The 22,612-nt window shown below is 45.5% G+C and carries 20 protein-coding genes; 13 read left to right on the forward strand and 7 right to left on the reverse strand.

Features of this window, described 5'->3' with window-relative positions:
* Nucleotides 1–33 precede the first annotated feature (33 nt).
* A complete protein-coding gene (locus tag D0X99_RS03400) occupies nt 34–1,320 on the reverse strand; it encodes an amidohydrolase (protein ID WP_119476219.1) in 1,287 nt (428 codons plus the stop codon).
* 134 nt (nt 1,321–1,454) lie between these two features.
* Nucleotides 1,455–2,747 carry an amidohydrolase gene (locus D0X99_RS03405; protein WP_119476220.1) on the reverse strand — a complete coding sequence of 431 codons (1,293 nt, stop codon included), beginning with the start codon at nt 2,745–2,747 and terminating at the stop codon, nt 1,455–1,457.
* Between the two features lie 264 nt (nt 2,748–3,011).
* Between D0X99_RS03405 and D0X99_RS03410 the strand changes: the two genes are divergently transcribed.
* The 5 genes from D0X99_RS03410 (at nt 3,012) to dnaN (ending at nt 8,538) form a co-directional block, all read left to right on the forward strand.
* The gene (locus D0X99_RS03410) at nt 3,012–3,713 is read left to right on the forward strand and encodes an SDR family oxidoreductase (RefSeq protein WP_119476221.1); all 702 of its coding nucleotides are present in this window, start codon (nt 3,012–3,014) and stop codon (nt 3,711–3,713) included.
* A 181-nt stretch (nt 3,714–3,894) separates the two neighbouring features.
* Nucleotides 3,895–4,806, forward strand: coding sequence for a gliding motility-associated ABC transporter ATP-binding subunit GldA (gene gldA, locus D0X99_RS03415; protein ID WP_119476222.1), 912 nt, complete (start codon nt 3,895–3,897; stop codon nt 4,804–4,806).
* 85 nt (nt 4,807–4,891) lie between these two features.
* Complete coding sequence (gene gldF / locus D0X99_RS03420; protein ID WP_119476223.1) at nt 4,892–5,611, forward strand: gliding motility-associated ABC transporter permease subunit GldF; 720 nt, start codon at nt 4,892–4,894, stop codon at nt 5,609–5,611.
* Nucleotides 5,608–7,296 carry a gliding motility-associated ABC transporter substrate-binding protein GldG gene (gene gldG, locus D0X99_RS03425; protein WP_119476224.1) on the forward strand — a complete coding sequence of 563 codons (1,689 nt, stop codon included), beginning with the start codon at nt 5,608–5,610 and terminating at the stop codon, nt 7,294–7,296. The genes gldF and gldG overlap by 4 nt, the downstream gene beginning before the upstream one ends.
* A gap of 117 nt (nt 7,297–7,413) precedes the next feature.
* Complete coding sequence (gene dnaN / locus D0X99_RS03430; protein WP_119476225.1) at nt 7,414–8,538, forward strand: DNA polymerase III subunit beta; 1,125 nt, start codon at nt 7,414–7,416, stop codon at nt 8,536–8,538.
* A gap of 90 nt (nt 8,539–8,628) precedes the next feature.
* On the opposite strand, the gene D0X99_RS03435 is transcribed toward dnaN, so the two are convergent.
* Nucleotides 8,629–8,871 carry a VF530 family protein gene (locus tag D0X99_RS03435; RefSeq protein ID WP_119476226.1) on the reverse strand — a complete coding sequence of 81 codons (243 nt, stop codon included), beginning with the start codon at nt 8,869–8,871 and terminating at the stop codon, nt 8,629–8,631.
* Between the two features lie 66 nt (nt 8,872–8,937).
* A complete protein-coding gene (locus D0X99_RS03440) occupies nt 8,938–9,327 on the reverse strand; it encodes a VOC family protein (protein ID WP_119476227.1) in 390 nt (129 codons plus the stop codon).
* Nucleotides 9,328–9,672: 345 nt separating this feature from the next.
* On the opposite strand from D0X99_RS03440, the gene D0X99_RS03445 reads away from it, so the two are divergent.
* From D0X99_RS03445 to D0X99_RS03460, 4 genes are read left to right on the forward strand one after another with little or no spacing between them, the layout of a single operon-like run.
* A complete protein-coding gene (locus D0X99_RS03445) occupies nt 9,673–10,347 on the forward strand; it encodes a hypothetical protein (protein ID WP_147392180.1) in 675 nt (224 codons plus the stop codon).
* 1 nt (nt 10,348) lies between these two features.
* Entirely contained in the window at nt 10,349–10,690 is a 342-nt protein-coding gene (locus tag D0X99_RS03450) for a hypothetical protein (protein ID WP_119476229.1), read from the forward strand.
* A 30-nt stretch (nt 10,691–10,720) separates the two neighbouring features.
* Entirely contained in the window at nt 10,721–12,157 is a 1,437-nt protein-coding gene (locus D0X99_RS20340) for a toxin-antitoxin system YwqK family antitoxin (RefSeq protein WP_158587672.1), read from the forward strand.
* 24 nt (nt 12,158–12,181) lie between these two features.
* The gene (locus tag D0X99_RS03460; RefSeq protein WP_119476231.1) at nt 12,182–12,874 is read left to right on the forward strand and encodes a hypothetical protein; all 693 of its coding nucleotides are present in this window, start codon (nt 12,182–12,184) and stop codon (nt 12,872–12,874) included.
* A 252-nt stretch (nt 12,875–13,126) separates the two neighbouring features.
* Here the strand turns inward: D0X99_RS03460 and D0X99_RS03465 are convergent, their stop codons facing one another.
* Nucleotides 13,127–14,068, reverse strand: coding sequence for a sugar phosphate isomerase/epimerase family protein (locus D0X99_RS03465; protein WP_119476232.1), 942 nt, complete (start codon nt 14,066–14,068; stop codon nt 13,127–13,129).
* A 102-nt stretch (nt 14,069–14,170) separates the two neighbouring features.
* The gene (locus D0X99_RS03470) at nt 14,171–15,685 is read right to left on the reverse strand and encodes a Gfo/Idh/MocA family protein (RefSeq protein ID WP_119476233.1); all 1,515 of its coding nucleotides are present in this window, start codon (nt 15,683–15,685) and stop codon (nt 14,171–14,173) included.
* Between the two features lie 222 nt (nt 15,686–15,907).
* On the opposite strand from D0X99_RS03470, the gene D0X99_RS03475 reads away from it, so the two are divergent.
* The 4 genes from D0X99_RS03475 (at nt 15,908) to D0X99_RS03490 (ending at nt 20,713) form a co-directional block, all read left to right on the forward strand.
* On the forward strand, nt 15,908–17,545 hold the full coding sequence (locus tag D0X99_RS03475; RefSeq protein WP_119476234.1) for a sulfatase-like hydrolase/transferase: 1,638 nt from the start codon (nt 15,908–15,910) through the stop codon (nt 17,543–17,545).
* Between the two features lie 12 nt (nt 17,546–17,557).
* On the forward strand, nt 17,558–18,727 hold the full coding sequence (locus tag D0X99_RS03480; RefSeq protein ID WP_119476235.1) for an alpha/beta hydrolase family protein: 1,170 nt from the start codon (nt 17,558–17,560) through the stop codon (nt 18,725–18,727).
* Between the two features lie 157 nt (nt 18,728–18,884).
* The gene (locus D0X99_RS03485) at nt 18,885–19,706 is read left to right on the forward strand and encodes a hypothetical protein (protein ID WP_119476236.1); all 822 of its coding nucleotides are present in this window, start codon (nt 18,885–18,887) and stop codon (nt 19,704–19,706) included.
* Entirely contained in the window at nt 19,703–20,713 is a 1,011-nt protein-coding gene (locus D0X99_RS03490; protein WP_119476237.1) for a S41 family peptidase, read from the forward strand. The genes D0X99_RS03485 and D0X99_RS03490 overlap by 4 nt, the downstream gene beginning before the upstream one ends.
* A 379-nt stretch (nt 20,714–21,092) precedes the next feature.
* Here D0X99_RS03490 and D0X99_RS03495 read toward each other — a convergent pair whose 3' ends face one another.
* The gene (locus D0X99_RS03495; RefSeq protein WP_119476238.1) at nt 21,093–22,604 is read right to left on the reverse strand and encodes a sulfatase family protein; all 1,512 of its coding nucleotides are present in this window, start codon (nt 22,602–22,604) and stop codon (nt 21,093–21,095) included.
* Nucleotides 22,605–22,612 lie beyond the last annotated feature (8 nt).

Here is a 22,612-nt window from a genome sequence, read left to right on the forward strand (position 1 = left end):
TCTATTGACTTTCGTCTATATGCTATGGTCTGATCATTTCTTCATCCCCATGTAATCCACCACAAAGTAGCTCAGGACTCTCACGCCAAGGGTGAAGCCGCTTTCGTCCAAGTAGAAATCCGGAGTGTGATGGGAAGGAGTTTTAAGTGGGTCAGCTCCCGGTTTCATGCCACCTAGGAAGATGAATACGCCCGGCTTTTCCCGTTGGAAAAAGCTGAAATCCTCCGAACCTGTCATTGGATCCATGATGACCACGTTGCCTTTTCCGGCAGCAGCCTCGATGGTTGGGGCCATTTTAGCAGTCAAGGCTTCGTCGTTTACGGTGGCGGGGTAAAGCTTGGTGATGTTGACTTCGGCTTTTGCTCCCGCACTTTCGGCGATATTGGTGGCGATCTCATTGATTCTGCGGTGAACCAAAGCCTGCTGATCGTCTCCGAAGGTTCGTATGGTACCGATCATTTCTACTTTTTCCGGGATGATGTTGTGACGGATACCACCATGGATGGAACCTACAGTTACCACGGCAGGATTCTCAGTCACATTGACACTGCGTGAAAGGATGGTCTGTAGTCCGGTCACAATCTGGGAAGAGGTGACGATTGGATCCACTCCGGACCAGGGGGATGCCCCATGTGCTTGGGTACCGGTTACGTTGATTCCCAAAATATCCACGGCAGCCATGGTCGGACCCGGTCGGTAACCGATTTTTCCGGCTTCCACCTGCGCCCAGATATGAAGTCCAAAAACGGCATCGACGTCTTTCATCACGCCCTCTTTTACCATGAGTTCAGCGCCAGCCATGTCCACATCGCTTACTCCTTCCTCGGCAGGTTGGAAGATAAACTTAACCGATCCTTCCAGTTGATCTTTCATTCCGGCAAGGACTTCAGCCACGCCCATCAGGATGGCGGTGTGGGAATCGTGTCCGCAGGCATGCATGACGCCCGTCTGCTGACCGGCAAAGGTGGTGGTAACTGTGGATTTGAAGGGTACATCCACCCGCTCGGTCACAGGAAGTGCATCCATGTCCGCGCGGAGGGCGACCATAGGTCCTGGTTTACCGCCTTTCAATACCCCGACTACTCCCGTGACAGCCACCTGTTCGGTGACTTCCATGCCCAACGCCCTCAGGTGATCGGCGACGATCTTGGCGGTGCGAACCTCCTGATTGCCGAGCTCAGGGTGCTGATGGAAGTCGCGCCGCCATTCGATGACTTTTGGTTCAATGGCAGTGGCTTTTTTGTCTATTTCAGGGCGAAGCTTAGATTGACCCACTGCGGAAGCAGAGATCAACAGCAGGGGAAGGATAATTTTTTTCATGGGTGAAATTGGTTGCAACCAAAAGTAAGTAAATGAGCCAGATATGTGGAAAACCTTGGGATGAAAATAAAAAACACTTCCTGATATCCTTTAGGAAGCGTTTTTACTTATGGTTCGAAACTGTTTTTTGAAACCTATTTTTTCATCCCCATGTAATCCACCACAAAGTAGCTCAGCACTCTCATGCCCAGGACAAATCCACCTTCATCGATGTAGAAGTCTGGGGTGTGGTGGGAAGGAGTTTTGGTCGGGTCGCCGCCTTTTTTCATGCCTCCTAAACCAATGAATAATCCCGGTTTTTCACGCTGGTAGAAGCTGAAGTCTTCCGCGCCTGTTACCGGCGGATTGTAGTTGATGTTATCCTTGCCTGCGGCTGCTTCCATTGTCGCCACCATAGCTGCAGTGAGCGTTGGGTCGTTGACTGTGGTAGGATACAGCTTAGTGATGTTTACCTCAGCTTTGGCACCTGCGCTTTCTGCAATGTTGGTGGCAATCTCCGTGATGCGGCGATGGACCAGTTCCTGCTGCTGATCGCCGAAGGTTCGGATGGTGCCGATCATCTCTACTTTTTCAGGAATGATGTTGTGTCGGATACCGCCATGAATGGCGCCTACGGTCACCACGGCTGGGTTTTGGGTGACATTGACACTTCTGGAAAGAATAGTCTGCAAGCCGGTAACGATCTGGGAAGCGGTCACAATCGGGTCGACCCCTGACCAAGGCGATGCGCCATGTGCTTGTGTCCCGTGGACAATGATTTCGAGATTATCCACTGCTGCTTGTGCTGGGCCGGAGCGGTAGCCGATTTTTCCGACTTCGGTTTGGGAAGAAATGTGAAGCCCAAAAATCGCATCCACATCTTTCATCACACCCTGCTCCACCATTTGCTTGGCACCCCAAGTGGTGACTCCGGGTTCGTAGATGCCTTCCTCGGCGGGCTGGAAGATGAATTTGACATTTCCTTGCAGTTCGTTTTTCATGCTGGCAAGGACTTCAGCGACTCCCATTAGGATGGCCACGTGGGTGTCGTGCCCACAGGCATGCATGACACCGGTTTGCTGTCCGTTGTAGGTAGTGGTGACGGTGGATTTGAAGGGAAGGTCAGCTCGCTCTGTTACAGGTAAGGCATCCATGTCTGCACGAAGCGCGACGGTTGGGCCAGGCTTTCCGCCCTTCAGTACACCCACAACGCCGGTTACCGCTACCCCTTCCTGCACTTCAATTCCCAAGGACCGAAGGTGATCCGCTATCTTTTTTGCAGTTCGTGTTTCCTGATTTCCGAGTTCCGGATTCTGGTGAATGTCACGCCGCCATTCGATGACTTTGGTCTCGATGGAGCTTGCTTTTTTATCTATTTCGGGGCGAAGTTTGGTTTGTCCAAGGGCCACTCCACTGAGCAAAACAAGGGGAAGTATGAATTTTTTCATTCGATAAATTGGTTGATGGATAGTTTTTCGGAATTCCTTAAAGGTATGAAATGCCCATGAGAAAAAGCTTCTCACGCACAGGGATGATTATCCAGGGCACTCTCCCGAATCAAGTTCGGGACAGGCTATGTGGCGAATAAAAAACAAGTTTAAACACATGAAATTAGCTTTTGGGCAAGTATAAAAAATGGAATTGGCGGAAGAAAATCACCTTTTGGAGAACTCTTCCTGAGTTTTTTCCTTTAAGAAAAGAAAGCAAAATCTATGGAGCTCAAAAATACAATCGCGGTGGTGACCGGGGTAAGCAAAGGAATCGGACTGGAATTGGTCAAACTTTTACTTGAAAAAGGAACGATAGTCGCCGGTTGGGGAAGGAATAAGCCCGAATTTGCGCATGACAATTTCCACTTTTTCACCTGTGATGTCGCTCAGGAGGCTCAGGTTGAAAAAGCCTATCAGGAAACAGTCGCCAAGTTGGGTTCGGATATCCGGATTCTGGTGAATAATGCAGGTTTCGGTGTGGCCGGGGCTTTTGAGACGATGAGTTCGGAAGACTGGAAGTCCATGTTTGACACCAATGTGCATGGGATTTTCTATGTGAGCAAACGGCTCGTTCCTGCCATGAAAGCCGCTGATGAGGGGCATATTGTCAATGTTGCTTCCATTGCCGGGCTCAACGGAGTAGCCAACTTTGCCGGATATGTGGGAACCAAGCATGCCGTGAGGGGAATTTCCCATTCGATGTACATGGAGTTGAGGAATTTTGGAATCAAAGTGTCCACGATCTATCCCGGCTCGATCCAGACCAATTTCTTTGACAACATACCCGGAATGCAGGCGCATGAAAATATGATGCGTCCGATCGATGTGGCTCAAACTATCGTGCAGACCCTGGAAACCCACCCCAACTACTTCATCGCAGATGTGGAGTGCCGACCGCTGAGACCAAAAGGGAAGAAGCAATGATCAGAAGGCAGTTAGCTGTGGGCAGTAATCAGTTGGCAGGTATCAGGTCTGCCAATTGTTCACTGAAAACTCCTAACTGAAACCTTGCCTTTCAAGCCTCATTCCCTATTTTTGTCCAGCCTGACCAAAGGGGACTTTGCCCCTGCCATGCGGGTGATTTTCTCTTTGGTCCTTCCTTTTTATGTCACTCGAAGTCTCCCGTCTCAGTAAACTTTACGGAACTCAAAAAGCACTCGATGCCGTGAGCTTTTCGGCTGCACCCGGCAGAATTTTGGGTTTTCTTGGTCCCAATGGCGCCGGAAAATCCACGACCATGAAAATCATCACCGGCTATTTGTCTGCCGATTCGGGGGAAGTTAAAATTCTGGGGGAAAATGCCCTTGAAAGTCCAAAGAAAGTCAGTCCCAAAATCGGCTACCTGCCAGAACATAACCCGCTCTATCTGGACATGTACGTGCGGGAGTTTTTGGAATTTTCTGGTGGGCTCTATGGGATGAAGTCGGCCGTCGTCCAGGAAAGAGTCAATGAACTGGTCAAAAAAACAGGCCTTTCTCCGGAGCAGCACAAGAAAATCGGGCAGCTTTCCAAAGGTTACCGACAGCGTGTTGGACTTGCCCGAGCCTTGATTCATGATCCTCAGGTGGTGATTTTGGATGAACCTACCACAGGTCTTGATCCCAATCAGCTCGTGGACATTCGCAATCTGATCCGGGAAATAGCGGAAAATAAAACCCTGATTTTCTCCACCCACATCATGCAGGAGGTGGAGGCAATCTGTCAGGATGTGGTGATCATCAATAAAGGCAAAATTCTGGCTGCCAGTCCTATTTCTGAACTTCAGGCTGGATCGGGGAAAACCGAACTGATTTTGGAAACCGAAGAAAAAATGGAACTGGCTTGGTTTGAATCCCTGGGACAGGTGAGATTTGGAGGGAAAGGTGACCGGGAATTAGTGATTGAAACGGAGGATCCGGTAGAAACCCGAAAGGCCCTGATGCTGCTTGTATCCGACCGTTCCTTAAGCCTAAAAAGCCTAACGCAATCCAGGAAAAATCTGGAAACACTCTTTAGAGAAATCACCCAAAACGCATGAAATCGAGCGGATCTACCAAACCAAACTTTGTGAAATTCAAAGATGCAAGATTCCATCTGACCATTGATAATCAAATCTTAACCAGATGAAAAGCCTGTTTTTGAAAGAGATCAATGCCTTTTTTGGGAGCTTGACCGGCTACCTGGTTTTGGCCTTGTTTCTGGTTGCCTTGGGGTTGATCGTGTGGGTTTTTCCGGAGAGTTCGGTGTTGGAGTATGGTTTTGCGGATTTGGAGGCACTCTTTTCCTATACGCCTTATGTATTCACGTTTTTGGTTCCCGCGATTTCCATGCGGGCAATTTCCGAGGAGCGGAAGACCGGAACCTGGGAATTGCTTCGGACTGCTCCGCTTTCCTTGATTCAGATTATCCTGGCTAAATACCTGGCTCTATTAGCCTTGGTTTTTCTGGCAGTTTTACCCACGTTGTTGTATGCCTACAGTATTGTTCAACTGGGAGATCCGGTGGGAAATCTGGATTTGGCAGGTTTTTTTGGAAGTTGGATTGGTTTGCTGATGATCGGAGCAGCTTTTGCAGCGGTTGGACTTTTTGCCAGCGCATTGACTTCGCAACAAGTGGTCGCTTTTGTCTTGGGTGTGTTTCTTTGCTTTGTCCTGTATTTTGGATTTACGGCTTTGGCAGAATTGCTGACCGGGGAAGTTTCCTACCTCGTGGAAGAATTGAGTCTGAGTTACCACTACAACAGCCTCAGTCGCGGGGTGGTGGACAGCCGGGATTTATTTTTCCTTTTGGGGATGATTTGGGTGTTTTTGGGAGGATCAGTATTGGCATTGAGAAATAAATGAAAAAAATCGGAATCCATACCGCCAAGCCATTTTTGATCCTGATACTTGGGCTGACAGGTTTTGTTTTGCTGGGTCAGTTTCTCCGTTTCCGGATCGATCTCACCGAAGAAAAGCGCTTTTCGCTGCATCCCGCCACCAAGGAACTCTTGGAAACCATCGATCGCCCGCTTCATGTGGATATTTTGTTGACTGGAGAAAATCTTCCGGGAGGCATGCGCCGCCTGCAGAAATCCATTGAGGAAACTGTCCGAACCTTCAATGCCTACTCGGCGGAAAAAATAACCGTATCCTATTTCGATCCACTCACGGTCGTGGATTCCCTACAGGAAGATTTCATTTACACTTTGGCGGATTATGGGATCAATCCGACTAACCTCTTTGTCAATCAGAATTCCGGCCAAAATGCCCAGTTGATTTTTCCTGGAGTTTTGGTCAGTGACGATGAATTTGAAACCGGAGCTTTGGTTTTAAAAGGGGAACGGGGAATGTCCCCTGATCAAATTTTGAATACTTCGATCGAAAATCTGGAGTTTGAACTCAGCAATGCGATCCGAAAATTGGTGAATCCTGAAAAGGGTGCAATTGCCATGATTATCGGACACGGGGAGCTTTCCGAGGATGAAGGGTTTGGGGTGGTAGAAGCACTGGACGGCAACTATGAAGTCTTCAAGGTTCCAATGGATCAAGCCAAGACTGTCCAGGATCTCAGCTCATTTTCCACGATTTTTATTTTGGGGCCAAAGCAAAGCTACACGGAGCGTGAGCTATACTTACTGGATCAATATGTGCTTCAAGGAGGGAATCTCGTAGTCGCAGCAGAAGGAGTTGATGTGGATATGACACAGGCAGGGGGAGAAGGTACTTTCTCTTTTCCATTGGAAAATGAACTGGACCGCTTGCTTTTCCGCTACGGGATCCGGATCAACAAAGACCTGATTCAGGATTTGAATTTCAGCTATATCCCGGTGATGGGTGGGAATTTTGGGAATCAGGAGCAAATTGTACCGCTGCCTTGGCCGTTCTATTTCAATGCAGGAAGGGTAAATCCACATCCGATTACCAAAGCCTTGGATCAGGTCAATTTCCGATTTGCCAGCAGCCTGGATACCGTTTTGGCAGAAGGAGTAATCAAGACTCCTCTTATTTTCGGATCGGAGTATGAGCGGATTTTGCCTGCTCCAGCACGGGTGGCTTTTTCGGAAATTGAGCAGGAACCTAATGTCGAAGAATTTGGCCTGAAAAATCTGCCTTTGGCATATTTGCTCGAAGGAGAATTTACCTCCCTTTTTAAAAACCGATTTATTCCCGATGGATTCTCCAAAGCTGATTTTAAAGAAAGCGGAAGCGGAAAAGTGGTGGTTTTTGGTGATGGTTCGGTCTTCCAAAGCCAACTTAACCTGGAAGGCAAACAACCCTTGATTTTAGGAGAGGATCCTTTTGCCCAGACGACCTATGCCAACAAGCAGTTACTTCAGAATCTGGTCCAATACCTCAGTGATCCGGAAGGAATCATCGCTGCTCGTAACCGGACTTTGCAAATACGCCCGTTGGACAAAGTGAAGATTGCAGCTCAAAAAAGCTATTGGCAAGGAGTAAACGTGGTGCTTCCTGTTCTGATTTTGAGCATTTTAGGAGGGGTTATTGTTTATTTCAGGAAGATTCGATATTCAAAAAAAACAGGCTGATTAGCCAGAAAAACTAACCCTAGAAAATTTTCGGGAAAGCCATTTCTGACCCCTCGAATTAGCATTTTATTTATAAATTTACCCCATTGGATTTAAACTAATACTAAGCCCTACTATATGAAATTTATTGTTTCCTCTTCTGCTTTGCTGAAGCAGCTTTCGGCCATCAACGGTGTCGTGACTACCAATCCGGTGGTTCCCATTTTGGAAAACTTCCTTTTTGAGATCAAAGACTCTGTTTTGACCATTACAGCTTCTGATTTGCAGACGTCCATGATGACTCAGCTTCATGTGGAGGCAAAGGAGGATGGAAATATTGCAGTACCTGCACGAATTCTGATCGAAACGCTGAAAAACCTTCCGGAGCAGCCGGTGACTTTCAGCATTGACCACGATACCTATGCCGTGGAAATCAGCTCGGACAACGGTCGTTACCGATTGGCAGGTGAGAATGCTACTGACTTCCCTAAAATCCCGACTGTAAACAATGCCACCACGGTGGATATGTCTACTGAAGTGCTTTCTTCTGCCATCTCCAATACCATTTTTGCAACGAGTTCCGACGAACTCCGACCTGCTATGACTGGGGTTTACATCAACCTGAGCGCGACCAATACGACTTTTGTAGCGACTGACGGTCACAGACTGATCCGGTACCGAAGAGTGGACGTGGCTTCTCCAAACGGTGCCAGTCTGATTATTCCAAGAAAAGCGCTGAACCTGTTGAAGTCCACTTTGCCTTCCGAAAACGTGCCAGTGACTGTGGAGTTCAATCAGTCCAACGCTTACTTCAAGTTTAACAACATCAAAATGATCTGCCGTCTGATCGACGAGCGGTTCCCGGATTATGAAAACGTCATCCCGGTGGACAATCCAAACCGAATGAACATCGATCGATTGGAGTTGCTGGGATCACTCAGACGTATCGCGATCTATGCCAACAAGACCACCCATCAGGTAAGATTGAAACTGACCGGTAGCGAATTGATGATTTCAGCTGAAGATTTGGATTTCTCCAATGAGGCGAATGAAAGATTGTCCTGCGATCACGAAGGTGAGGACATCGAAATCGGCTTCAATGCCAAATTCCTAGTGGAGATGCTGAACAACCTCTCTTGCAAAGAAGTAAGTCTGAGATTTAGTGCACCCAATAGAGCAGGTTTGATCCTTCCTGCTGAGCAGGACGCCAACGAAGATATCCTGATGTTGGTAATGCCGGTGATGCTTAATAACTACGTATAATTTTAACCACAAACCATAAAATGAAAAGCCCGGATCGTCGATTCGGGCTTTTTTCGTTGTTGAATTGGGTAAAAATATTTCCAATTGAAATCAGTTGTGTTTTAATTCTTTGTTTAAATCCCTCAACATTTTCAGATACAATCCTTCCACCCGTTCTCGGGCCCAGGGGGTTTTTCGCAGAAAAGTAAGGCTCGACTTGATCGAGGGATCGTGGGTGAAGCAACGGATAGTAATGCGCTCTCCGAGTTCTTTCCAACCATAGTGCGCTACCAATTGCTCCAAAATGGTGTCAAGTCGAAGTCCGTGAAGGGGATTTTTGGGTTGGTGTTCCAAAGGAAAAGAGTTATTGAGAATTGATTATTGGTTACTGCTCACAATTTATTATCAATTGGTTATTACTCATTGCTTCGGCTCGATCAGGTCCCACAAATTTCCATATAGATCTTTGAAGACGGAAACTGTGCCATAGGCCTCTTGGGCAGGTTCCCGGATAAACTCCACCCCACGGGAAGTGTATTTGTTATAGTCTCTCCAAAAATCATCGGTGTAAAGAAAAAGGAATACCCGACCACCGGCCTGAAGGCCGATCTGTTTTTCCTGTGGTTCGTTGGCGGCTTTCGCGAGAAGAAGGTGGCAGGTCGAACCCGGAGGTGAAACTCTCACCCAACGTTTGGTTTCGCTCATCTTTGTATCCTCCAGGAGTTCAAAATCCAATACCTCGGTGTAATAGCGAATTGCTTCATCGTAATCTCTGACAAGGAGGGAAAGTTGGCCGAGTTGCTGGGGCATGGATCAAAAGTAAGAGATATGACGAAACGGAAAAAGCAGACCTACATGGGAATCAGATCTAAGCCGGGCAAAAACCTGATTTCAATTAGTGACAAACGTTCCTTCCAATGCTTAATTTGGATGCAGTCTAGGGTTCAAAAAATTAACGAAAATCCTAAAATATACCCTAAATAGGGTATTTACGGCTATTTTTTAAAGAATGATCTTTGGAAGGTTTTGGGCAAGGAATGAAAAACAAAGAAAATCTTGAGGATGTATCTCCCTGTTTCGGGATCAGAAAAAATGAATCTTAGTAAAATAGATAAATGTATAGGTAAAATAATTGATTAAGCGTTAGTCTCGAATATGAAACTCAAATTATTAATTCTTTGGTGCTGTTTATTGGCCCTTCCTTTAACTGCCCAACAAAACCCAAATTCCTCCCGATTGGAGGTGGGTTTGGATGTTCTTTCTCTTTTTGACAAGAATTCGCTTCCCGCCTATTCTCTTTTTGGTAGGTATTGGATCAATCCAAGCGGGGAAAAACCAGCGTTTTTAAGGTCAAGATTGGGATACCAGACAACCAACAACACCACAAATACCACTAAAGAATTTTACACTTACCAAGAGTTCAGAAAGCAAAATCTTTTAGCGACGATTGGCTTTCAAAAGGATATTTACACAACACCAGTAACTTCTTTTTATTATGGAGCAGACATTGTCCATCAGAGGCTAAATGATCTCCAATTTTTGACATATGGTGACGAAGTTATTGAACTAGCTGGAATTGAAACTATCAATGACAATACCAATATTTCAACTAGTATTTCAGGTTTTGTTGGATTTAGTAGGAAGTTCAAAGGAAATATTGCACTATCATTTGAGTCCGCCCTTTATATCAGACAATCTTCTTCCAGTTATCAATACTCTGCTATATTCTTAGATGGAAGTATTAACAACATAGCACAAAATAGCTCCAAAAAATTTATAGCTGGTGCAAACCCCTTTTACCAAATTGTTTTGACAATAACCATTCGATAACATGAAAAACCTTATTCAATTTTTATTGTTTATAAACTTAGTTTTTACTTCCTTTTCCTCTTGGGGTCAACAGGTTACCTTTACCCCGTTCGGTACTTCTCCATTTTGGTTTGGAGAGCAGACTACCTTCGCTTTGGGATATCGGGTTGGGTCAAGTTCTGTAATTACGCCATTCTGTTCCGCGAGGTCTGCCAGTGTAGTGGGAAATTCGGGTGCTATTGCTACCCTCACCTCGGGGCTGGATGCAGTTACAGTCACTTGGGGCAGCGGGAAAACCATAGGGCCACAACATGCCAAAGTCACTATTCAGTTGGGGAGCTGCGATAATTCTTTGTTTAATTGATCTTTTACATCTCTGAATTCGTATCAGGTGATGTCCATAGCTGGTGAAACGCCTAGCCTGATCTCAGGTGAGTCTACTATTCCTATTTGTGAATCGGGTGCTCGGCTCTATAGTATCTCCCCAATGCAGATACCTAACGGTGTAAATAGGGCGGCATCAGGCTATGAATGGACCATTCCTTCAGGGTGGAAATTCTCTGATGGTACAGTTTCCAATGGTTCTCCTAGGTTATTCACTTCTGCAAATGCTTTTTCTCAAAGCTTTACACCGAATTGCAGCAATACGACAGGTTCAGTTTCAGTGAGAGCTTGGACTAATGCCGAAGGTAGAGGAACACCACACTATAGTAATCCAAGGGTCCTTCCCATTACAAGGACTCCTGAATTTGTGATAACGACCCCATCGGAAGTTCGATGTGGGGTGGCATTTATAGCTTCTGTTCCGGATTTGCCATGCGTTAGTCCAAGTTCTTATGTTTGGAACTTACCTCCTGGTTGGACAATGTCAGGTTCAGGAAGGACAAGGGTAATTATACCATCAGGATCAACGTCTCAAACTATTTCTGCCGACATAATCCTTGCGGGCGGGTGCGTGGTTTCTACTTCAAAATCAATAACGCCATTAAATTCAGGAACTATCTCAGGGCCACCAACCGAAACTATATGTGTATCAGGAAATACTTATACACTTGACAACCCACCAACAAATTCCACAATTTCCTGGACGGTCACTCCGGCGAACAGAGTTGTAATAGCATCTGGTACAGGGTCTACTGCTTTTTTAATCCCCGGTTCCAACCCTGGACCGGCTACCTTAAAATTCACTGTCTCTGGAAACTGCAATTATGAAGTTTCCAAATTTGTATACTCTGGAGCTTTACAATCCTCTGATATATCAATCCAACCATTTGATGAGGTAGGTGGGTATCCTTATGTTTGTCCAAATGGGATATATGTTGCTAACATTGGTCCCTTCAATCCAAACTACGCCTACGAAATTCAAGTTACCAATGGCTATGCTACTCCGTATAACAATAGCACAACTCCAAATTCCTTCGTTATAAATATAAATAATTATACTCCTTCCCAATTTGTTGACGCATCAATTTCTGCAAGGGTGAATAATGGCTGCGGTTGGAGTGCGTGGAAGACAATAAATCTCTATTCGGATCCGGTTTCTTGTCCTCCAGGATCCGGTTGTGAACTATGTTTGCTATTAGCTCCCAATCCATCGTCACATGAAGTCATGATTAGTCTGGACGGAGTGGAGGAATATGAACAAAAGACAGGAAAAAAGCTTGATGAAGGTATGTTTTTCATCTATGACCTTGATGGTAATCTAAGGAAGTCCGGAAAGATTGTAGGCAAAACAACAGTTCTTGTCAATGACCTTCCAGTTGGTCAGTATGTGGTCTATTACCAAAATGGTAAAATCATCACCCAGAAAAATCTTAAAATTGAAAAGTAAGACTCTATTAATTTGATGAATAGCATGAATTCCTCGAATAAAAACCTGTTGAAAATAGGCTTGCTTGCGTTGGCCCTTTTCTGGGGTTCAGTAAAAGCAGCTGTCGCTCAAAAATCACCCCGCTGGGAGATCGGGTTGGACGCTTTATCCTTGATTGATCAGAATGAGTTGCCCCCGTATTCACTTTTTGGGAGATTTTGGCTAAATCCCGAAGGAAAAAAGAAAACTCAACTTCGGATGCGGATCGGTTTTGAGCAATTTGAACTTCTGGACTCAGCGTTTTTTGATGGGGCTGCCGAAATAGACCAAAAAACAAGTGCTTTTTTCGTTGCTGGCGGTCTCCAACGGGACTTAAAGGTATTTTCCAAAGGAACCTTATATGCAGGTGGAGATATCGGTTATTCACGAGCTAAGGAAAACCTTGTTTGGGGACCAAGCCGACCCGGTACCCGAGAAGGGTTTTCAAAATATGAGGAGTCCACGATAAGGCTATCCGGAATAATAGGCTATAACCATGAATTGGGAAAGAATTTTGCGATCTCTGTTGAGTCCAGTCTTCAAGGGGTTTATTCGCTCCAAACAACAGATGTAGACTATACCCAGCTTCAAAGTCCCGAGCCAGAGGAATTTGTAAGGATAGTCGAGTATGAAAGAGTTGAAAATTGGAATATACAAATACAACCCTTTTACCAAGTTATGCTAAGTTACAAATTTTGAGCTAGCCCAACTGCAATCTCCGGATAAAGCTCCTTTGATGATCTAAGGAGCTTTTTTATAATTTGGTCTTAAATAAAGAGTTTGAATAGGAGATGAGCGTCTTGGGAATAATTTTGATTTCTCAACTCATTTCTCTTTTCGGTTTCGCCAAAAGCAAAATCAGAACTATCGGTTCTCTTTCAGAAAAGCAAAGAAGAATAGATTAAACGATTGGGAAGAAAAAATCCCGAGGTTTCGGCCCCGGGATTTTGATTAAGCATTTTCAAGTGTTCTTCGGATGGTGTCGAGATTGGCTCGGATCTCATCGATGCTGTCCCATTCCCGGTCTTTTTCGCCATGTTCAATGCCTACATATCCTCTGAATCCGTGGGCGACTACGATTTTCATCATGCGCTCATAATCCAGCTGATGTTCTTTTCCAAAATCATCCCAAACTGTTGGTTTTAGGCTGACTCCTTTAGCATATTTCATCAGTTCATCCACACCACGGTAAGAGTCATAGCTGAATACCTTTTCTCCCTCGGCATGCATTCTGAAATTTCCAAAGTCGGGCAAAGTCCCCGCTCTCGGATGAGCTGTTTGCTTGATCAGTTCTGCGAGCCATTTGGCATTGCTGGAAAATCCTCCATGGTTTTCGACCATCACATTGATGTCAAAGCCATCGGCAAATTCACAAATTCTTCTCAAGGTCGAGCTGCACACGTCTATGGCTTCCTGTTCAGATGCTGGGTGGGTACTATACGGTACTGCAGTGTAGGCGTTTACCCGGATCGCATGGCACCCTAGGAATTTAGCCGCCTCAACCCATTTTTTATGGTTTTCCACAGTCTGCTGTCTGTCTTCAGGTTTGGCAGCTCCGAGTTGTCCTTCTCCGTCGATCATGATCAATACCGAGGTTACTCCTTCTCCATCGGCACGGGTTTTCATTTCCTGAAGGTAGGCTTTGTCTGTAGCCTTATCTTTGAAAAACTGGTTGACATACTCCACCGCATCGATTTTGTGTTTTTTTGCTTCGATGGCAAAGTCCAAATGGTTCATTTTTCCTGCAAAAAGCGGTCTGTTTAGGGACCACTCTGCCAATGAGATTTTGAACAAATCTTCTTTTTTCATAGAAAATGACATTTGGGGAAGGCCAATGCTTAATGCTGCTGAGGCGAGGCCGGCTGTTTTCAGAAATTCTCTTCTGTTACTCATAGTTTAAAAGATTAATGGTTAAGTGATATGGTTTGGTTGTGTTAATTTAAAATTTGAATGACTCTAGTTAAACCTTACAATGCCCATTTTGGAGGGATAAAATCAAATCTCCCATCCTGGGCGATAGACTCGGGTAAGGTATTGATTAGCCGATTCATCATTTATGATTTTCAGCAGGTTTTGGTCAAAATCAACCCTTTTGTTTGCCCGAAGGGCAATAGCTCCCAAGTTGATGGTATCGGTAATGGTCTGGGCCCGGATAAAACTTCCGGGAGTTTGTCTGCCCTCCAGCATGGCATCCACCCATTGATCACTCTTGCGATCGACTTCGCGTGAATTGATCCGCTCGGATTCACGTCCAAGTATGGCTTTGCTTTCAGGAAGCAAAACCGGGTTTTCACCACGGAAGCCTCCCAGGATTTTTCCTTTGGTTCCTACGATCAGGAGACCTTCCTCCGGGGTGTCTTTTCCGTCTTCCTCCAATTCCTCACAGGCGAAAGGTTTCATTCCTCCGTCGTACCAGAAAAGCTCAAAAGCAGGAAGGGATTCCTGTTCCGGAAATTTCCACTTGATCGTGCAGCTGGCAGGAAAAGCGACGTCATTTTTCACCCACTGATAGACTTGGTTGATTTCCTCTCGGCTGGTCGTACCAAAGGCCCTAGCCGAAACCGGTGAGCGATTGATTCCCAATGTTTCGAAAAGTGGAAAGAGGCTGTAGTGTCCCATATCCGCCACAGATCCGCCGCCAAACTCATACCATCCCCGGAAGACGTTATGGGTGTAGGTTTTGTGATAGGGCATTTCAGGTACCGGGCCTAGCCAAAGCTCCCAATTGAAGCCATCAGGAATGGGCTGAGTTTCGGTTGGTCTTTTGGTCCACTGCTGCCAAACCGGCCGGTAGGACCAATTGTGGATTTCCTGGAGTTCCCCTATCAGTCCAGCATCCATCCAAGCTTTGATTTGTCGGTATTCGGGGCGATCAGACCAAGCCAAAAGGTGGGTGATCACACCGGATTCCTTGGCTTTTTGGATCACTTTTCTTCCCTCAAGAAGCCGGTTGGAAATGGGCTTATGGGTCACCACGTGGATTTTTTTGTTCATCGCTGCCAATGCAATGGAGGCATGGGTATGATCAGGAGTCATGATTTTGACTGCATCAATTCCCTTTTCTTTTGCAAAAAGCTCACGATAATCCTCATAGCTCGCACAGCCTTTATATCTTCCGGAGGGTTTGTTTTTGGCATAATACTTTTCCACATACTCCTGACCGATATCTCTACCTCCTGGAATTCCGGGTTTGCCTTCCCACCAAGATTCGTCCCCAAGGGTTTTTCGTATGTCATTTCGGATTCCATAGGGCGACCAATCGATGTAATCTGTCGAAAATTTATTGACGTCACACACGGACAACACCCTCACTTTTGGATTTAAAAGGAGCTCACCCATTTCCCGTAATCCTTGAGTTCCGCATCCAATGTTGGCAATGGTAATTTGGTCTGATGGGGGAATATGACCTGTTCCTGCAATGACGTGGGATGGAACGATCGAAATTGAAGCTGCAATTGTTGCGGCTGAACCTAGAAATTCTCTTCTGTTGATTTTGGGGGACTGCTCCATGAAAGGAAATTCGGATTGAAAGTCAATAATTTACGAATTGAATAAGGAATTCAAAAGAAAATTTTTCAGGGCTCACTTTTATGAATTTTCATTCCTGTATGTTTTCAAAAACCACATTAAAATTTTTTACTGAAATTTCTTTTCCTCCCAGGATTCCGATCTCCTCCCGACAGATTTTTTGATGAAAAGGAGTATCTTTTGGTTTAGCCCAAACTCATAACTATGAAAGTCAGTCTCTTTTGTTTGACCCTTGGATGTCTATTCTCCTGTTTTTTTGGGATAAGTGAAGTTGCTTCCCAAGAATCCGGTTATCCCAGTCGGCCAAATATTGTTTGGATTGTTTGCGAGGACATGTCACCGGAGCATTTAGAGACGTACGGGGGTACAGGAGGGAAAACTCCCAATCTGAATGCCTTGGCGAAAGAGTCTGTGCAATACATGAATGCTTTCTCTACTGCAGGCGTATGTGCTCCCAGTCGGGCGGCTTTGATCACAGGAGCTTATCAGACTTCGATCGGGGCGCATCATATGCGAACTTTGGCGGCTTCTGCCGTGGCTTCAGATGATTATCCTCCAGGGTTCAAAGGGTACTCTGCGGTTTTGCCGGAAGGGATGAAACCTTACCCCTTACTCTTACGGGAAGCGGGCTACTATACCTCAAACAATTCAAAAGAGGATTACCAATTTCGTAGTCCGGTGACGATGTGGGACGAGAGTAGTGGCAAAGCCCATTACCGCAACAGACCGGATAAAAACCAGCCCTTTTTTTCCATTTTCAACTTTACCACCACGCATGAATCTCAAGTTTGGGCTAGAGAAAAAGAACCCCTAAAAGTCGATCCTGCGAAAGTGAAACTTCCCCCTTACTACCCCGACGACTCAGTGAGCCGTTATGTGATGGCCCGGTTTATCAGCAATGTCATGACCATGGACGATCAGGTAGGAGAGGTAATCCGCCAGCTGAAGGAAGATGGACTTTATGACAATACAATCATCTTTTTCTACTCGGATCATGGAGACGGATTACCCTATGTCAAGCGGGAGCTCTACGATCGGGGATTACGGGTTCCCTTGTTGATCAAGGCCCCTTTTCTGCAAGCAGGAACCCGAAATGAAGAGCTAGTCAGTTTTGTGGATTTTGCGCCGACTTTACTTTCATTGGCAGGCGTTAAGATTCCTGAATCCATACAGGGCCAGGCATTTCTTGGTGAGCAAAAATCCAAGACTCCCAGAAAATACATTTATGCTGCCCGGGATCGGATGGATTCCGAATATGATCGGGTAAGAGCGGTATCAGATGGCCGATTCAAATACATCCGAAACTACATGCCCGAAAAGCCCTTCTACCAGAATATCCGCTTTCGGCTCCAGAATCCCCTGATGCCCCATCTTTTGAAGCTGCATGAAGAGGGCAAGCTTACCCCTGAGCAAGCCCGCTGGTTTGCTCCTTCCAAGACTCAGGAGGAGCTTTATGATACCCAATCGGATCCCTTTGAATTCAAAAATCTGGTAGATAATCCGGCTTACTCTGATAAACTCAAAGAGCTTCGAAGTGCACATGAACAATGGATTGCTGATTACGGCGACCTGGGAGCTGTCAATGAAATGGAAATGGTTCGGACCTGGTGGAAAGGCAAGGACACTCCTCCAATAACCCCTAATGCCCAGATTATATCTGAAAACGGGAAAGTAAAGCTGATTTGCTCTAATCCTAGTGCCTCTATTGGTTACCGATTTTCTGAAAAAGAATCCTGGAAGGTTTACACTGGGCCTTTTGAAGTAAAAGATGCAAACACTATCTATGTCAGGTCTCATCGAATCGGGTATGAACCCAGTGAAACTACGCTACTCCTCGATTAAGCGCTAGAACAAATGAAAAAAGCAATCCTTCCTCTTTCGGTATTTCTCATTTTCCAGTTTTCGATGGCATTCGCTCAAGAAAACATGCTCTGCCAAGGTGCTTATTGGACGGAAGATGAAGCTGCTATTTTTATGAAACAAACCGCTTCTACTTGGACGACCAAAACGGATTGGGAACAACGTGCTTCTACCATTAGAAATGGCATCATACAGGGGATGAAGCTTGAGCAAATGCCCGCTCGAACAGCTTCTTTCAACACCATCATCCACAGCACAAGGGAAATGGATGGCTACATCGTTGAAAATATTGCAATAGAGAGCTTTCCCGGATTTTTCATCACCGGCAATCTCTATCGGCCTCTCAATCCAGTGCCTTTTCAAAAAAGTCCTGCCATTCTCAGCGTGCATGGGCATGGTCCTGATCTGAGATTTGGGGAAAGTATGCAAAAGAGGAGTGCGGCCTTTGCGCGCATGGGGGCGGTCGTATTTGCCTATGATATGATCGGCTATGGGGATTCCAAGCAGGTGGATCATAAAATTCCGATCGCCTTGACCATTCAAACTTATAATTCCCAACGGGTGATTGATTACCTGATTTCCAGGCCGGATGTGGATCCTGATCGAATCGGCGTGACTGGCGAATCCGGTGGAGGTACTCAGACGATTTTGATTACAGCTCTGGACCCGAGGATTACCGTTTCCGCTCCTGTGGTGATGGTCTCGGCCTACTTCTTTGGAGGCTGTACCTGCGAAAGTGGGATGCCGATTCACAAAAGCGCCACCCATCAAACCAACAATGTGGAGATCGCTGCTTTGGCTGCGCCAAGACCTTTGCTTTTGGTGTCTGACGGAGGCGACTGGACCAAAAATAATCCTCGGATCGAGTTCCCTTATGTACAAAAAGTTTATTCAGCCTATCAAGCAGAAAGTCGGACAGACAACGTACACTTGGCTGGTGAGCGACATGATTATGGTAAAAACAAACGGGCCGCGGTATATAATTTCTTTGGACATTACCTGGGACTCAATGCCGGGCGGATTCCCTATCAGGATGGCTTTGATGAAAGCTTTGTGACTTTACTGTCTTCGGATGAATTGCGAGTGTTCACTAACAAAAATCCCATGCCTGCTCAAGTGCTGAAAGGAGATGTGGAGGTCAGTGAGTTTTTGAATTTGAAATGAATTTATTTTGAAAACTGAGGGGATTCAAAACCCTTTGACCAATATTCCCCAATCGAAAAAATTAAACTCCCAATTGGAATATTTGGATCCGTGAAGACTTGGCAATATCCTTTGATCTGTTGAACTTGAATATTCACACACGACCTTCTTAAAGTGCATGAAAAAAAGCATCCTTCTAAGCCTCTTTTTTCTTTTTCAGGGGATAGCTTTTTCTCAGACTTCCGAGACTCTTGAAAAGACTGCCTTTTGGGGAGTAGCACTGGGACTCCGATTTCAACGTTTCCAAGATCAATTGGTAACCCAAGTCAGGTATAATGGGCCGCAGTTCTATTTGATGATCAATAAGGAAAAGTTTAAGGCCAACACGCTGAGAAATTTTGCTTTGGAAGGGACCATCGGAAGTCTCAAAAGCGATGAGTTCGAGCAAGGAAAACCCCTTTCCCGATACCTTCAGCCAAGCGTGGATTCCTATTGGAATGAAATTACTTACAGCTATCTGTTCAAAATCAAAGAAGGAGAAAGAAGTGAGTTCTATCTTGGTCCCTCTGTTTCCAATGTTATTTCATTGCGGATATCTCCCCGCTGGGACAATAGTCAGATTAACTATGAATTCACTGGAAATCTTCAGGCTGAAGCTCGTTATCGAAGACAATTCGAGCTTTTTGGAAAGCCTATGATTGGAAATTTTGGGGTTAAACTCCCCATTGTCGGCTATATTACCCGGCCCTCTTTTTCCGGAGTCCCGGACTTTTTGGATCAAGAACAGGATTTTGTGTCGAGCTTATTTGTTGAAACCTCAGTCAGTTGGTTGGGAAATTTCCCCCGAATTCAGTTTGACAACTTTGTCGAATTCCCCATTGCAAGTGGAAATAAAATCCAGGTAATCTACAACTGGGAATATTATTCATTCCAAGTTCCAGGTAAGGTACAGACTGCTGCTCATACGATAGGAATCAACTTTTTAATGAGAACGAAATGAAAAAGGCAATATCTCTTCTTTTCATTACTCTGATGATGGCTTTTTCGGCATGTGAAAACCTCTTCTACGACTCAGAAAAGCAAAACACCAATGCGGATAACTTTGATGTCCTGTGGCAAACCATGAAGGATCGGTATTCTTTTTTTGACTATAAAAAGATCAACTGGGACAGTGTACAAACCATCTACAGGCCGCTGGCTCTTCAGGCCAATGATAATCAGGAACTTTTTGATGTCATGGCCCAAATGCTCAACACCCTTAAAGACGGACATGTCAACCTAAGGACTCCCTTTGACATCAGTAGGTATTCGCCTTATCTCGAAGCCCCGGCCAACTATAATTTTGACGTTTTGGAAAGAAAATACCTGGGGAAATATTTGATAACAGGATATCTTCTTAATCAGGAAATTGAAGGAGTTGGTTATATCCATTACAGAAGTTTTACTTACCCGATTTTGGACGATGAACTCAATTTTGTCTTAAACCGATTCAAAGGGCTTCCCGGTGTGATCATTGATATTCGAAATAATGAGGGTGGAAATCCCGCCAATGGCCTACGAATGGCCTCCCGCATGATCAAGGAGCGAACTAAAATTTATTCCTACCAACAAAAAAACGGATCAGGGCCAACTGACTTTTCTGAGGAAAAGGAGGTTTTTCTGAATCCGGATAAAGAAAATCCCTCTTTTGAGGGAAGGATTGTTGTCCTTACCAATCGAAAAGTATACAGTGCTGGAAGCTATTTTGCCGCGTATATCAAAGGGATTCCCAACGCCATCCTAATGGGAGACGACACGGGAGGTGGTAGTGGAGTGCCCGCAGGATATGACTTGCCCAATGGATGGTATTTCAATTACAGTTCAACCATTGGATATACGGTGGATGGATTAAATTTCGAAGGAGGAGTTCCTGTGGATATTCGGGTAAGCATGACTCAGGAAGATATGGCTGCAGGCCGCGATCCTATTTTGGAGAGGGCGATTGAATACATCAAAACAGGGAAGTAATGGATGAGGGACTAGGTTTGAAGGATTGATTTTTTGATTTCAACTCTTCTGGGCTTTCGATTTTGAGATACTTTCGCCTGATTCATTTTATCCCAAAAAGGGACATAGCCCCTTTGACAGGTTTTCAGGGGGATTCCCGATGGATATCGTAGAATCATGTAGCTACGGAATTACCAGTTGCTATAGCCTTTCTTTCCTGTCGCCGGATTTGATATCCGACCTATAACCATAACGAAAGCCAAAAAAACCTCACCAAAGAAACACCACTCCTTTTTCCGGATTGCAAAACCGGAACTCCTGTTAACGTATTTCGAATTCAACCATCAACCAAAATAGAAGGAAATAAAGCCCACCAAAGAACCCCTATTAGAGAAGCCAACTATCGATCAGCAGGTATTTCAGGCAGGCATAAAATCTCTTTCACTGTTCCAACAGCAGGCTTGACCCGGTAGTCCTTGATCTCCTTTTGCCAATCTATATCCTGCATCTGATAATCCGGCGTGTACCTAAGTTCATCCCAATAGGTTGACCTTGGATTTTCAAATCTCGGATCTCCGGTGGTTTTCATCCATTCCAAGAGGGCTTGCCTCATTTCCTTTTTTGTTTTTGCAAATGAGGAATCTCCTGCCAGATTACGAAGTTGGTAAGGGTCTTTTTCAATATCATACAATTCCTCTTCCGGCCGCTGACCAAAGGCCAGTGAAAAATAGTCCGGCATTCCGGAGGAAACTTTTCCTTCCATGGCCATTATCAGGAATTTGGTGATGGAATGATCTACATCGCCATATTGCCCCACTGCCTGATGGACTGAAGGATTACCTGCTGGATCACGCTCGGGCATGGGGTTCCAGATGTAGAGGAACCGGTGATTTCGGATGCCCCGCATGGGATAACTCTGATTACCTTTTCTCACATTGGCATGCCGCTCTCTTTCCAGAAATACCTGGTTTCGGAGCTGTTTTTCCCCGTTCAAAAGTGGCCAAAGTGACTGTCCACTCATCTTTTCAGGTGTAAGGCCGGCAGCCTCCAAAAAGCTTGGAGCAAAGTCCACAAAATTCACAAAATCATTGACCACGGTTCCGGGATTGATCTTTTGGGGCCAGCGGATTACCAGTGGCATACGGGTTCCAAAGTCGTATAAATTAGCCTTGGCACGTGGGAATGGCATTCCATTGTCACTGGTGATCACGATGATGGTATTGTCCAACTCTCCGATCTCTTCCAGTTTACGGATCAACTGCCCACATTCCCTGTCAAATCGCTCAATCTCAAAATAATAATCCAGAATGTCATTTCGAACGCAGTCATTGTCCGGGAAGAACCCCGGAACTACCACGTCCTCCAATCTCATACCCGACTGAATTCCTGTATTGGCCACATATTCCCGGTGCGGGTCTGAACTTCCAAACCAAAAGGTGAATGGACTACCGACCGGTCTGTCCTTGAGGAAGGTCTCAAAATCGGCGTAGCTTTTCCCGGCAGGATTATGTGCCATGCCTGATACCTTGAAGTCCCCAGGTCCCCAGCCCTTACGTGTGGAACCTGTAAAATAGCCAGCCTTTTCGAGCAAGCCCACATAGGTAGGATATTGGGCTGGCCACTCCGGCCAAAGGTTACCTCCGCTTTCGTTTTCATGCGGATATCTCCCGGTGAGGATACTCGCCCGGGAAGGCGAACACGAGGGAGACGCCGTATATGCATTCAAAAAGAGGGCTCCTTCCTTGGCCATTCGGTCAAAGTTGGGTGTTCTGACCAGTTCATCTCCATATATCCCGGCATGCGGAAAAGACCAGTCATCGGCGATCAGAAAAAGGATATTTGGCGGTTTATTCTCAATCGATTGTTGAAAAAAAGACAGTAGAACCAAAAGGGAAACCAAGACTGTGCTCATAAACAGGA

The sequence above is a fragment of the Algoriphagus lacus genome, assembly GCF_003583985.1.
Lineage (GTDB): Bacteria > Bacteroidota > Bacteroidia > Cytophagales > Cyclobacteriaceae > Algoriphagus > Algoriphagus lacus.

Excerpts from the sequence above, each read along its gene's own strand:
- D0X99_RS03465 (WP_119476232.1), bottom strand. The coding sequence starts at position 14,068 with ATGAGTAACAGAAGAGAATTTCTGAAAACAGCCGGCCTCGCCTCAGCA.
- D0X99_RS03460 (WP_119476231.1), top strand. The coding sequence starts at position 12,182 with ATGAATTCCTCGAATAAAAACCTGTTGAAAATAGGCTTGCTTGCGTTG.
- D0X99_RS03440 (WP_119476227.1), bottom strand. The coding sequence starts at position 9,327 with ATGCCCCAGCAACTCGGCCAACTTTCCCTCCTTGTCAGAGATTACGAT.
- D0X99_RS03470 (WP_119476233.1), bottom strand. The coding sequence starts at position 15,685 with ATGGAGCAGTCCCCCAAAATCAACAGAAGAGAATTTCTAGGTTCAGCC.
- D0X99_RS03475 (WP_119476234.1), top strand. The coding sequence starts at position 15,908 with ATGAAAGTCAGTCTCTTTTGTTTGACCCTTGGATGTCTATTCTCCTGT.
- D0X99_RS03485 (WP_119476236.1), top strand. The coding sequence starts at position 18,885 with ATGAAAAAAAGCATCCTTCTAAGCCTCTTTTTTCTTTTTCAGGGGATA.
- D0X99_RS03480 (WP_119476235.1), top strand. The coding sequence starts at position 17,558 with ATGAAAAAAGCAATCCTTCCTCTTTCGGTATTTCTCATTTTCCAGTTT.
- D0X99_RS03400 (WP_119476219.1), bottom strand. The coding sequence starts at position 1,320 with ATGAAAAAAATTATCCTTCCCCTGCTGTTGATCTCTGCTTCCGCAGTG.
- gldF (WP_119476223.1), top strand. The coding sequence starts at position 4,892 with ATGAAAAGCCTGTTTTTGAAAGAGATCAATGCCTTTTTTGGGAGCTTG.
- D0X99_RS20340 (WP_158587672.1), top strand. The coding sequence starts at position 10,721 with ATGTCCATAGCTGGTGAAACGCCTAGCCTGATCTCAGGTGAGTCTACT.
- D0X99_RS03490 (WP_119476237.1), top strand. The coding sequence starts at position 19,703 with ATGAAAAAGGCAATATCTCTTCTTTTCATTACTCTGATGATGGCTTTT.
- D0X99_RS03445 (WP_147392180.1), top strand. The coding sequence starts at position 9,673 with ATGAAACTCAAATTATTAATTCTTTGGTGCTGTTTATTGGCCCTTCCT.
- gldG (WP_119476224.1), top strand. The coding sequence starts at position 5,608 with ATGAAAAAAATCGGAATCCATACCGCCAAGCCATTTTTGATCCTGATA.
- D0X99_RS03405 (WP_119476220.1), bottom strand. The coding sequence starts at position 2,747 with ATGAAAAAATTCATACTTCCCCTTGTTTTGCTCAGTGGAGTGGCCCTT.
- dnaN (WP_119476225.1), top strand. The coding sequence starts at position 7,414 with ATGAAATTTATTGTTTCCTCTTCTGCTTTGCTGAAGCAGCTTTCGGCC.
- D0X99_RS03450 (WP_119476229.1), top strand. The coding sequence starts at position 10,349 with ATGAAAAACCTTATTCAATTTTTATTGTTTATAAACTTAGTTTTTACT.
- gldA (WP_119476222.1), top strand. The coding sequence starts at position 3,895 with ATGTCACTCGAAGTCTCCCGTCTCAGTAAACTTTACGGAACTCAAAAA.
- D0X99_RS03410 (WP_119476221.1), top strand. The coding sequence starts at position 3,012 with ATGGAGCTCAAAAATACAATCGCGGTGGTGACCGGGGTAAGCAAAGGA.
- D0X99_RS03495 (WP_119476238.1), bottom strand. The coding sequence starts at position 22,604 with ATGAGCACAGTCTTGGTTTCCCTTTTGGTTCTACTGTCTTTTTTTCAA.